7 protein-coding genes and 2 pseudogenes are annotated in these 11,993 nt (G+C 48.8%); 3 read left to right on the top strand and 6 right to left on the bottom strand.

Annotation, left to right across the window (positions count from 1 at the left end):
- Nucleotides 1-64: 64 nt before the first annotated feature.
- Nucleotides 65-250: pseudogene (locus TI10_RS18270) on the bottom strand (SymE family type I addiction module toxin); the annotation flags it as partial.
- Between the two features lie 126 nt (nt 251-376).
- Nucleotides 377-745, bottom strand: coding sequence for an ASCH domain-containing protein (locus TI10_RS18265; protein ID WP_049584799.1), 369 nt, complete (start codon nt 743-745; stop codon nt 377-379).
- 181 nt (nt 746-926) lie between these two features.
- Between TI10_RS18265 and TI10_RS18260 the strand changes: the two genes are divergently transcribed.
- The 3 genes and pseudogenes from TI10_RS18260 (at nt 927) to TI10_RS18255 (ending at nt 2,288) form a co-directional block, all read left to right on the top strand.
- Entirely contained in the window at nt 927-1,148 is a 222-nt protein-coding gene (locus TI10_RS18260; RefSeq protein ID WP_049584798.1) for a hypothetical protein, read from the top strand.
- A gap of 182 nt (nt 1,149-1,330) precedes the next feature.
- Nucleotides 1,331-1,798: pseudogene (locus TI10_RS26720) on the top strand (DUF3916 domain-containing protein).
- A gap of 31 nt (nt 1,799-1,829) precedes the next feature.
- Nucleotides 1,830-2,288, top strand: coding sequence for a hypothetical protein (locus tag TI10_RS18255; protein WP_049584797.1), 459 nt, complete (start codon nt 1,830-1,832; stop codon nt 2,286-2,288).
- Between the two features lie 208 nt (nt 2,289-2,496).
- Here TI10_RS18255 and TI10_RS18250 read toward each other — a convergent pair whose 3' ends face one another.
- The 4 genes from TI10_RS18250 to TI10_RS18235 all read right to left on the bottom strand — a co-directional run bounded on the left by TI10_RS18250 (nt 2,497) and on the right by TI10_RS18235 (nt 10,808).
- Entirely contained in the window at nt 2,497-5,061 is a 2,565-nt protein-coding gene (locus tag TI10_RS18250; RefSeq protein ID WP_162202302.1) for a T3SS effector HopA1 family protein, read from the bottom strand.
- Nucleotides 5,062-5,149: 88 nt separating this feature from the next.
- A complete protein-coding gene (locus tag TI10_RS18245) occupies nt 5,150-7,306 on the bottom strand; it encodes a type I secretion system permease/ATPase (RefSeq protein ID WP_049584796.1) in 2,157 nt (718 codons plus the stop codon).
- Nucleotides 7,306-8,694 carry an HlyD family type I secretion periplasmic adaptor subunit gene (locus tag TI10_RS18240; RefSeq protein ID WP_049584795.1) on the bottom strand — a complete coding sequence of 463 codons (1,389 nt, stop codon included), beginning with the start codon at nt 8,692-8,694 and terminating at the stop codon, nt 7,306-7,308. The genes TI10_RS18245 and TI10_RS18240 overlap by 1 nt, the downstream gene beginning before the upstream one ends.
- Nucleotides 8,694-10,808 carry a type I secretion system permease/ATPase gene (locus TI10_RS18235; RefSeq protein WP_049584794.1) on the bottom strand — a complete coding sequence of 705 codons (2,115 nt, stop codon included), beginning with the start codon at nt 10,806-10,808 and terminating at the stop codon, nt 8,694-8,696. The genes TI10_RS18240 and TI10_RS18235 overlap by 1 nt, the downstream gene beginning before the upstream one ends.
- Between the last annotated feature and the right edge of the window lie 1,185 nt (nt 10,809-11,993).

Below are 11,993 nucleotides of genomic sequence, written 5' to 3'. Positions count from 1 at the left end.
ATATTGAATCCCAGCCTGAGAGCTGGGATTTTTCCTTTAGCCGTTAGTCTCTGTCAATCAACTGAATAATCAATTGTCCCCGTTCAACTCTCACCTGCACCGCCTGTCCGGTGGCAAAGCCTGCTTCTTCCAGCCAGTTGCCTTTAAGGTGCAAACTGGGGTGCTGGCTGTAATAGCGGGTCATGCCAGTGTGGCGGTCAGCATGACATCGGCTGATATAGCCGACCTTATAGCGGCGTTGGACTTTCGAACTGCCTGAAAAATAGTGCTAACTCCCTTGTTCTCTTTTCTAGCTAAAAGTGACAATTTGTTTTGGATAACAGGGAATTGATTCTTGGTCATAATAAATTTTTTTGCATCGTGTCGCTGCTCATCTCTATTTTGCTTCGATTACCAAGCTTGGTTCCCAATCCACCTCATAAATTTTTCGCTTTGCAATCATTTCAATTGGAGTCTCAATACATCTTACATCTGTCAGTTCCCATGCTAACCAACCTGATTCAAAATAAGATGCACATGCAGCCTCAATATCTTGTTCTTCAAATGGTCGAATGTTTCTGATTTTAACGATCGCAACGGCTTTCCCTATTTCTTCGTCTCCGTCTTTTAACAGGTAATGCTGATTTTCGATGATCAACAAATCTTCATTATCTGAGAGATCTGGATACCATTTTCTGATTTCTAATGTTTTCTTGCCAACGGCAATGCTCTGTCCTGCTGGTGCAACTATTGAAATCGCTTTCATAAATTTAATTTATCCATATTCGGTTTAAACAAGTCACTTCTTTACATCAAGTCTGCATTGTACAGATTATACGCTAACCTATCTTGAAAAAGTGACATTTCTATTTTGGAGAACAGGGTGACATTTTAATATTGGTTTGACTAGGGGCTCATAAGAAACCACGTAAGAAATCGTGAAGATTATGGGGCAGGCAGGAATTGCGGCAGCGTCGGGAGTTGCAGGCGGAATTAGTAAAGCGGGTGCAAAAGACGGTGGAGATGTTGGAAATATGAAAGAATTTCTTACTCAATCCGGTTTTGGTACTCAAATAAAAATAGTACACAAAAAACCAGCAAAATATATCAGGGGTAGAGTGTTTACAAAGCTAATAATAATATTGAAAAAGCGATTAGCTATATCTTGATGGTCAACATAAAAACCATCTTGAGATTTTTAATAACAAAGGGAAATTTAAGGCTGTTTTAAACTTAGATGGTACGGTGAACCAAAACTGATGCTGCTAAAGGAAGGAAGTTATAAATATCTATGCGTAGAATAGTGTTGTGAAATAAAAAACTGCGTGGTATTACACGTAGACTACGCTCATTGAAAATATGGTCCGAATCATATAAAACCTATTTTCCTGTTATCACTGAAAATGATTATTCTTACAGTTACCGGAATGTCAAAATCCCGGTGCATTCAGCATTGGTACAAGGAAAACAGACAAATAGAAACATTCAATCTATTTGTGATCAAGATTTGATAGGTGCAGCTTATAACATTTATAAAGCGAAGCCAGACAACGAAAATAATATAAGAATTACTTGTTCCATTGTATTGCCTGATATATTTTAAAGTGAAATATGTATATTCATATCTGAGGAGTATTTCAATGAACATACGCGTAATGGATATAGTCGGTTTGGTAAAATAATTTTATTGAGTGAACGAAGCCTATGCAAAGAGTGGAACTTACGATTACCTGATGGTTTTTCAGAGCTAGGTGCTCTTAGAATAAGTGAAGATGACGGCGGAAAGCCTTATTATTCTGAATACTGGTATTATTGGTGAAGTGTAATCGTAAGATGGGAGTGATTAAGTGATGATTGATTGGAAAAAATTTACTAGTGCCCTTGGCACAACAGAATTATCTAAGGAGTTTAATGAACTCTGTCTAGCGATAGGAGAACAGCCAAAAATATCACAAGATCCTTCGGAGTATAACGATACAGTTGGACAAACAACTTATTATAGTTTTGTTCATTCTAGAATAGAAATAGGTTTCCGACAGGGTGTATTAAACCATATTCACTTTTATTTTAGTGGTAATGAAGGTTATGCCTGTTTTACAGGGTTTCTATTATCTAATATCAGCGAAGGATGGGATGCAGAGAGCGTAATCCAAGTATTAGGAGAGCCGTTAATGAAAGGTGGAGGCAAAATGGATATACTCCTTGGTTACATTAACAACTGGATAAAATATGAATATCAAAAATATGCGTTGTATCTCCAATTTAATCAAGATGGTTTATTATGTGGTGGTAGTTTAATGTTGCCATAATATTGAGAATGATCTCGGTCAATGTGTGAAGTAACCCTAAAAAGTTGGGCAGATTATACTAAGCCATTAATAATGTCTGATTTCGGAGTTCTACCGTACTCATACCATTTAATTTTAAGCGAATTTTTTGGAGGGCAGTTCATTTTCAATGAGGTTTGTCAGCGATCTGAAGGGGCATGCCGCCCCTTCTGTTATTTCTCGTGCTACCTTAGGACAGTGATGGCACTAGCGCCGCCTCAGAAACCTGACGGATTTGCGGCAGATGTTCGCTGGCGCCGCCGATGTCAGCGAACGAAGCCATAGCCCCGCTCAGGTAGAGTTTTTCTACCAGACTGTTGATACCCGCCTCGCCACTGTTGGCTAGCGCTACTGCCATCGCCCTGACCAAGGGATAGCAACGGCCGCCAGATACATCTCCGACCAACGACAGATAAAAATCTTGTGGCGCCAGACGATCGAAGTTGCTACCGGCACGATGAAAATCCTCGCTGAACACCGATGTCTGTTTCAGTATTTTGTCAATGTATTCGGCCCGGCTGGTTTCAGTGATGCGGCTGCTCAAGGCGCCCCGCTGTTTAGGAGTAAGTTGGCCGTCAAGAAACAGACGTTTCATCTCCAAGGCCGACATCCTATTGTCAAAACCTGGGATACTGATATCTTGGAAGTTGCGCAAGCCATCAGTAAACTCGGCATCCAGTCTGTTTCGCTGGTAAGCTTCGACAATAGCGTAACGCTCACCCATGTTGCTGGTGTGCTCCTTGCTGCTGCTCAGGATGGACGTATCGTCAATCCGCACTACTGCATCTACACCGCTCTTGGACTTGATTTGCTGCCATAACCAGCTTTGTTCGACGGAGAGCGCTTCATCCAAGACTGAATCGTATCGCGCTTTGTAGTACTCCAGCGTAATATTGATCTGCTTTATCTGTTGATCAATCAGTGCAGGCTGAAAATTTTCGCTGGTGTCACTGCGGGCCTTATAGAGTCCGTTTCGTTTGTCTACCAACTGTTGAGTGTCTGCTATGATCTTGGCTTGAACCTTATCATGCAGCTCAATCCACGCGGTAATCGCCGGATGATGAGGAGAAAATTCGCCCTCTTTGTATACGCCATCAGAGACCCCTTCGACGGGCACTCCGAACTGAGTAGCGATCTTTTTCAGTTGTTGATGAATCCTCTCACGGTAAGTCGCGAACTGGGCTTGGTTACGTTCAGCCACTTGACTGTTAGCGGTCTGGATCGATATTGGTTCCTCGCTGTTGCGCGACTTCGGCCAGAGCGTTTGACCATCTTGCTGATACTCTTGGCGCTGAAACGCCAGTTGCCATTCACCATTAACGTATTGCATGTACGCCGCAGCGAAGCCTTTAGTGGTGCCTGCTATCTGATAATCCTTATAGTCCACTGCCATGACTACGTTGTCATACAGCAGCGAACTGTTGACTCGACTATCGTGGTAGACCCGGTAAGTATCAGCATCAAGGTTGGTCACCACCAGCGAACATCCCGACAACGTTCCAGTAAACAGAAAACTCCCCGGAACCGCATGTTTAGGAATATCCACATAGGCTGGTATCGTGTTGGCTTGGTTTGAACCGTTGTAGCCGAGGAAATACGCCGGCACGCTGTCGACGTTACCCTTAGCGATATCATTTGTGCTTTGAGCAGCGTATTCGAGCTCGTATAATCCTGCTTTGACTTTCACTAACTGGGCATGTCCCTCTGCCGGGAGTCTCCCCGCTCTAACCAATGTCTCGGCACTGATGGTGTTGGATCTGGCGAACAATACAGGATCGATGGCGAACTGCTGGATATCGGTGCTGCCTTGGCGGTGCTCGGCTCCACCAATCATGGACATTAACCTCCCCTTAAGATCGCGATCCCGTACCGCTTGCGCCAGCAAGGCTGGATTGTGTATATCGTACCCGCGCTTCTGCAAGGTTCTCGATAGGGTCTTTTCGATCGGTGTATTGGTGAGCAAGGATTCTGTGCTCGCAGCCGCGATCAGGCGTGCTCGAGATTGACCATGACTGCTCGATTCACCTTCAACTGTTTCAGAATAGGCAATGCCTTTGCCTACGCGATACATGCCAGTCGGAGTGTGTTCAATAAAGGCCGTCGCCGGTAGCAGTTTATTGAGCTTATTGCCGATAGCATGAGCATGTTCGACACCGGCGCTGGAAAGATAAATCACTGCTTGGTCGGTGCGGTTTCCCAGATTTTTCGGGCCCATGATTTTGGCCTGCTCCAGCCAGCCACGATTGTCATCATTGAACAATTGGGTCAACGCATTGGCAAGCGAGTTGAAATGTGCTTTGTCAACGTTGATGGTTAGTCTCGCACCAATATTGGTTCGGGCACTATGGCGTTGCTTGAAATCCTTGGGAAGCACTCGGAAGGCATCGGCACTGCCCAAGATGGCATCGGTTTGAGAAGACAGAGCTGCCTTTTCGTTGCCTTGTACCAAGATATCAACCTTGGTGGTACGCCCAGCCAGTGCCTTGATATAATTGACAAATGACCGTTGCTCACCTTCATTGAGGCCGCTGGCGCCAACTGGCAGGTCATTGCTGTAGCGTATATAAGCGTTTTTCTCCAGTGCGTGCTCCAGCATTTTCTGCTTGTTTATTAGCTCAGGGGTCCACTTATGATTATTTTTACTAAACCCTTGCTTGATAGTTTGGATCAACGCCTCGGTATTCGGTTTGTGCTTCATCTCTTTAAGGGTCGCTTGCGCAGATGCGAGCAGCGATTGGTAGCTGTTATTGGGCATAATGGTTCTCCTTAGAAAAATTCTAATTTGGTATTTATGGGTTAAACTCTTCAAGAATGGCTATGGCTGGCCGTCTGCGATCTGGGACTCAATCCTTCATCTGCAAGGCCCACAGCCGGGCATAGAGCCCGTCCAAGGCGAGCAGTTGCTCGTGGCTGCCTTGTTCGACCACTTGACCTTGGTCGATCACCAGAATCCGATGGGCGTGACGCAGGGTATTGAGGCGATGGGCGACGCTGATCACTGTGCGACCCTGAGTAATGCGTTGCAGGTTGGTCATCACCGCTGCTTCCGACTCGTAGTCCAGGGCGCTAGTGGCTTCATCCAGTAGTAATATCCCCGGGTTGGTCAATAACGCTCGGGCCAAGGCAATGCGTTGGCGTTGCCCACCGGAGAGTTGACCGCCACGCTCGCCGACTTGAGTCTCATAGCCCCGGTCCAACGCCTTGATAAAACCATCGGCACCGGCCAGAGTCGCGGCTTCATACACCTCTGCATCGCTGGCCTGAGGGCGGCACAAGCGGATGTTCTCGGCGATGGTGCCGGCAAACAGCACGCTTTCTTGCAGCACTACGCTCATGTTACGGCGCAGTGCTGCCGGATCTGCGATCGCCAAATCGATTCCATCCACCAATACCTGGCCGTGCTGAGGCACATAGAGGCGCTGCAACAGCCGAGCCAGAGTGGATTTGCCCGAGCCGGACGGTCCTGTGATGCCGACGAATTCACCGGGATGAATCTCGACGTTGAGGTTGCGTAACACCTCCTGACCATCCTCGTCGTAGCGAAAGCGCACGCCCTTGAAGCTCACTCCTCCTTGTAGCTTGGGTATGGAGGCTAGGCCGCCATTGCCGCTTTCCCCTTTCTCATCAAGAATGTCGCCGATCCTGCGTAGCGAGATTAGGGTATGCTGGAAATCCTGACAGACTTGGGCCAGACGCAGAATCGGCTGGGTCACGTGTTCCGAGAGCATGTTGAAAGCCACCAACTCGCCTGGGCTAAGTTTGCCCTCCATGACCAGAGTAACGCCCCACCATAGCAGTAGGGCGGAGGTCAGCTTCTGGATTAGGTTGATCCCCTGACCAGCCAAGATCCCCACTACTTTGGCGCGGAATGAGGCGCGGACGAAAGCAGACAGTTGCCGCTCCCAGCGATGCAGGAAGCCGGCTTCGGCAGCGCTGGTTTTGATGGTTTCAATGCCGGTGACCGACTCGGTAAGGTAGGCGGTGTTATCGGCTCCTAGCTCGTACTCTCGTAATACCCGGGCGCGTAGCACGGGCCCGACACCTAGCCAGAACAGGAAATAGAGCACCAGGGAACCGAGCACCAGCCAGGTTAGCTCGGTGGCGTAGGAGAACATCACGGCTACAAACAGGCCGACAAAGGCCAGATCCAGTATCATCGTCAGCGCCGAACCGGTGAGAAACTGACGGATTTGGTTCATTTCGCGTACCCTGGCGATGATCTCACCGGTCTGACGCTGCTGGAAATAGCCCATAGGCAGAGTTACCAGGTGCTGATAGAGGCGACTGGAAAGCTCGGAGTTGACCTTGCTGGCGAGATTGGTGAATAGCCAGGAACGCAGGAAGCCATAGACCGGCTCGAACAAAGCCAGAGTCAACATGGCGATTCCTAGCACTTGCAGGCTAGATAGACTGCGGCTGACCAGCACCCGATCGATCACGTTTTCGAACAGGATGGGGGTCACCAGGGCGATCACTTGTAGCATCAGAGACACTAGGATCACGTTCCTGAACTGAATGACATGTTTGCGGATGGAAGGCACAAACCAGCCGAAGCCAAACCGCTGCTGTTTCGGCTGCTCGGTTGCCTCTGCCAGCAGTACGGCGCTGCCTTGCCAGTGGCTAACTAAGACGGTTCGGGGATAGCGGCATGTCTTACCCATGTTCGGCTGATACAAGGTAACGAATTCACCTTCGACTTTCTCTAGCACCTGCCAGCCTTGCTCCGTGTCCAGCAAGATAGGAAGGGGCAGGGTATCGAGACGGCTCATATCTGTGGTGATGTGGCGTGCTCTTAGACCGATCCACAGGGCACAGCGGCATAGATCCTGACTATCTGAGACTCCTTGAGTGCGTCCGAGACGGTGGATCAGTTGTTCCGGTTCCACCGCTAAGTTGAAATGGCGGGCAGCGTGGGTTAGGGCCAGGAGGCCGCCATCCGCCACGGCCTTGGACTCGTCGATGATGATCGATTCTGACAGGGTAGATTCGATGATTGACATTATCGTTCCCTCAATGCTTCGGACTGGTACTGTTGCAGTGGGCTGAGTAGGTAGTCGATCACCCGCCGATCACCGGTGCGGATTTCGGCGGTGACACTCATACCTGCCTGTAACGGTACCTCATGTTCGTCCACTGCGATGGAGGAGCGCTCCATCTGGATTTGAGCAGGGAATACCAGACCTAGCTGCTCATCCTTGACCGCATCCTTGGAGACGTGGGCGACCTTACCCCGTATAGTGCCATAGCGGGTATAGGGAAAGGAGTCGACCTTAATCTCCACTGGCTGACCGGCGTGCACGAACCCCACATCTTTGTTCAAGACCATCACTTCGGCTTCCAGGAGGGTATCATCGGGCACGATCACCATGAGTTGTTGAGCCGATTGCACTACGCCTCCCAAGGTGTGGATCGCTAGCTGCTGCACTACACCGTCGACCGGTGCCCGCAGGCTCTGTAGCCGCTGTTTTTCGCCAGCCTTTATCAACTGCTGCGTCATCACCGCAATGGCGGCCTGAGCTTCGTTCAACTGGTCGTAGTATTCCCGGTGGATCTTAGCCAGGTAACGGTCCCGGCTCTCCTCTAGTACCTGATATTGCGCCTTGAGGACGGTCAGCTCGGCATGCTGTTGAGAAAGGGTGCGTTCGATCTCTAGCTTCTCCTTCTCCTGCTCCAGTAGTTCGACTTTTGGCAGTAACTTGCTGGCGGCCAGGGTACGACGGGCATCAAGGCGCACCGTGATATTGATCGCCAGCTTCTCCAGTGCGGTGATATCGGCGTTACGCGCACTCTGGCTCGCTTGGTTGACGCTCATCTCGCTATCCAGGCTTTCTAGATTGGCGACTACCTCTTTCCAGACGCTGATCAGGTGCTCTCTAGCCAGCTCGACCTGTGCTTGCGGTATATCTTCCTGTACGGCGAAATGTTCAGTGGGGGTGTCGGTTAGCAGGGCCTGTAGTCTAGCCAGTTCTAACCGCTTGAAGTTTAGCTGCTCCTGCTGCTCTTTTAACTCGGCCTCGACTCCTATGGGGTTGAGTTTGATCAGCACATCCCCTGCCTTTACCCTTTGTCCGTCACGCACGTGGATCGCCACGATCTCGCCAGCTTCAAGGGATTGGATCACCTTAGAGTGACTGGACACTAATAGCCTGCCTGCGGCGTTGGCATGGATGTCTAGGTGACTGACAATGGACCAGAGCAGAACCACTAGCAGAAACAGGGTTAGTGCCATTGCTGTACACCTTGCCCAAGGAGCGGGCGGGCGTTCAACGATCTCTAGGTAGCCGGGCTGAAACTCGTACTCGTCGCGGGTACGTTTCGTCGCTTTAGGAGCGCTACGCTCCCGACGCCAGGCCAGGTGAATGGTTTTTAGGTGCTTCTTAAGTGACATTACTCCGCCTCCTTGCGTAATTCTTGCTGTATCTGCCATAGCCTGGCGTAGCAGCCGCCTTTAGCCAGCAATTGGCGATGGTTGCCCGATTCGGTGATAAGGCCTTGCTCCAGAGTAATGATGCGGTCGCAGTGACGTACCGTGGATAGGCGGTGGGCAATGGTGATGACGGTGCGCCCCTGAGCGATCTCGGCCATGTTGGCTTGGATCAGCGCCTGGGATTCGTCATCAAGGGCACTGGTCGCCTCGTCGAAGATCAAGATCCTGGGGTCGGCCATCAGTGCGCGGGCAATGGCAATGCGCTGGCGTTGTCCTCCCGATAGAGAGCTGCCGGCTTCGGCCAGCACTGTGTCATAACCCAAGGGTAGTTGCAGGATAAAGTCATGAGCGCCCGCCAGCTTAGCGACGGCCATCACCTTCTCCAGCGAGGCAGAGGGAGCTTTGAGCGCTATGTTGTGGCGCACGCTACGGTTGAACAGGTAGTTTTCCTGTAGTACCACCCCGATCTGGCTGCGCAGGTAACTGGGGTCCAGCCGATGCAGGGGAATGCCGTCGATCAAGATCTCTCCTTCGTCTGGAGCGTAGAGCTTCTGTAACAAGCGGGTCAGTGTACTCTTACCTGAACCGGAGGGACCGACTATGCCTAAGTTCTCGTTGGGCCTGATATGCAGGGTGACTCCCTGCAACACTGGGGCTTGATGGGGCTGGTAGCGGAACACCAGGTTGCGTATTTGCAGATCGCCGGAGAGTGGTTGCTGAGGACGGATACTCCCCTGTTCCTGCTCGACAGGCAGGTTGAGTATGTCGCCTAGCTTATCGACGGCGACCCGGGTTTGGATAAACTGTTGCCACAGGTCGATTAGCTTGGCGATGGGTTGGTTGACGTGGGACGCCATCATATTGAAAGCGATCAGTTGGCCGATGGTGAGTTCCAGAGAGATCACCATGTTGGCGCCTAGCCAGATGATCCCGACACCGGTCGTCTTCTGTAGCAACATAACCCCGTGGCTGATGAAGCTATTGAGGGTTTGAGTGCGGAAACCGGCTTCGACCATGTTTGCGGTCTGGGATTCCCAGCGTCGTTGCATCCTAGGTTCTACCGCCAGGCTCTTGATGGTTTCAGCGCCGCTGACGGACTCGTTCAGGAATGAGGTATTGAGGGCAGCCGTCTGGAACTGTTGTTCGATACGTTGTTGCAGCGGTTTGGAGCTCAGCCAGGCTAGCAGGAAATAGAGTGGCAATACCGCCAGTACCACACAGGTTAGGGTCGGCGACAGCCAGGCCATTACCCCGAAGAAGACAAAGGCGGAGACTAGGTCCACGCACAGGGTTAGCATGGAGCCGGTCAGGAAGTCGCGAATGTTGTCGAGTTCCTGCACCCGGGTGATGATAGCGCCCACCTGACGGTGTTTGAAGTAGAGCAGGGGCAGGCCGAGTAGGTGCCGGAATAGCTTGATTCCTAGGGTGATATCGATACGGTTGGCTGTGTGGGCAAAAAGATATTCGCGCAGCCCTCGGAGCACCACCTCGAACAGCCCAACCACCACTAGCACTATCACCAGTACGTCCAGAGTGGACAACGCTTTGTGCACCAATACCTTGTCCATCACTACTTGGAAAAACAGCGGGGTGACCAGAGCAAGTAGCTGGAGCATCAGGGAAAAAAGCAGCACCTCGCCGAGGAGGCGGCGATGGTGGATAAACGCGGGTATAAACCAAGAGACATCGAACCTGAGGGAAGCTTCTCGTAACTGGATCACCTCCCCGCTCCATCTGGCTTCTAACTCATTGATGGGAAGCATTTCGGGTGAAACGGCATAAGGAGATTGGATCAGGGCCTGATCGTCGGAAAGGCGTGCTAATACGACAAATCCTCCCTGCTTGTCGCGAAAGGCCAGAGGCAGTAGCTTGGGAGTCAGCTTGAGGAATTTTAAATGGCATAATGTCAGATTAACATCATGTGCCTCGCCATATTCTTTTATTGCAGGTTTCAGTTTGCTGTGGGAAAGCAAAGGTTGTGGTTCCTGAGCTTCACCTTTAGCTAATTGCAACAATAATCGGCAACAGCCGAGAGCGGATGGCAATGCATCGGCAGATATATTTTCCCTATTCATTGTAATTTTCCCTCACGTGATACCGTTCTCACGTTGTTGGCATAAAAAAAATCTCTCCGCAAAATTATGTCTTGCAGAGTCAATTAATAATAATCTGTATTAAGAGCGCAGGCTTTAATTGGACTATATGTTATTTCTATGGGTGGGTGCAAGTTAAAATTAATAAAACTTTAAGTTAATTAATCAATATTATCATAAACACGGGAATGAAAATAAAATATCTCATTTTGGATCATAAGATGAATTATTTATTTCATTGTGGGAAAATTAATGTCAAAAAAATGTTAATTTGTCGTTGCTAATTGGTCGTTATTAATCTGGCTATGCTATTTAGTATATGAATATATTGAATTGATATCAGATATATACGTTTTTATTTTTTCAGTAGGGTAAATAAGTTAAAAGATAAATGTTGTTGATGGCTGTCAGGAATAATCGTTTTCAAATTTCTAACAAATTAGCTGAGGTCGTAAATGACCCTTTGCCATCAACTCAGAACGTAAAGAATATTCTCTGGACGTTTACCTCCAGTGATTTATTCTGGTGTGAATGCTTTGCAACCCTCTCAAGGCACAGAAATTGGTGTTATATCCCCGGCAAATTTGCGTGTTGATGTGATCGCAAAAATTGGGAACAGATAGAGAATTATGAGCAAATCGTCAGAGATTATGAGCCACCGACATTAGCGGTAATGTTGCATCAGTTTTATGAGATGGAACCTTACCCGTCTATTTCTTTTGTGACGGATGAAAAGTCAGAGCCTTTAAATATCTCTCCGTCGCTAGTCTGGGCACAGATAATATCTGATACTTCGCTTAAGCTAATTGCTATTCCGGGTGATCACTTTAGTTTATTGGAAAATGATGAAAATAAAATTGTTTTAGTTCAGGCTTTGGATATGGCATTGGTAATCAGTTATGAAGGGGAGGTGGTATATACCCGTTATCTTTCAAGTTGCCTCTTTGTTGGCTACACTCGCTCACCCCAGTCACATAGTTTGTTATGCTCCCGGGGATTCACTCCCTTGCCGTCGCGATGCATCTTGAAATCCATAGGGTATAGAGCGATTTACTTGGGGAATATTGTCTTGCAATTAATGATTCATTACATATCTTATTGTTTTATAAAAATAATGTTTATTATTATATAGTGTGTAATAAAGTCATTTCTAATTTTAAATTGTTT

The sequence above is a fragment of the Photorhabdus luminescens subsp. luminescens genome, assembly GCF_001083805.1.
In the GTDB taxonomy this organism is placed as follows: Bacteria; Pseudomonadota; Gammaproteobacteria; order Enterobacterales; family Enterobacteriaceae; genus Photorhabdus; species Photorhabdus luminescens.
Note: the sequence above shows the minus strand (reverse complement) of the source record. Positions and strands in the feature narration are given on the sequence as shown.

Excerpts from the sequence above, each read along its gene's own strand:
- TI10_RS18245 (WP_049584796.1), bottom strand. The coding sequence starts at position 7,306 with ATGTCAATCATCGAATCTACCCTGTCAGAATCGATCATCATCGACGAG.
- TI10_RS18240 (WP_049584795.1), bottom strand. The coding sequence starts at position 8,694 with ATGTCACTTAAGAAGCACCTAAAAACCATTCACCTGGCCTGGCGTCGG.
- TI10_RS18235 (WP_049584794.1), bottom strand. The coding sequence starts at position 10,808 with ATGAATAGGGAAAATATATCTGCCGATGCATTGCCATCCGCTCTCGGC.
- TI10_RS18265 (WP_049584799.1), bottom strand. The coding sequence starts at position 745 with ATGAAAGCGATTTCAATAGTTGCACCAGCAGGACAGAGCATTGCCGTT.
- TI10_RS18260 (WP_049584798.1), top strand. The coding sequence starts at position 927 with ATGGGGCAGGCAGGAATTGCGGCAGCGTCGGGAGTTGCAGGCGGAATT.
- TI10_RS18250 (WP_162202302.1), bottom strand. The coding sequence starts at position 5,061 with ATGCCCAATAACAGCTACCAATCGCTGCTCGCATCTGCGCAAGCGACC.
- TI10_RS18255 (WP_049584797.1), top strand. The coding sequence starts at position 1,830 with ATGATTGATTGGAAAAAATTTACTAGTGCCCTTGGCACAACAGAATTA.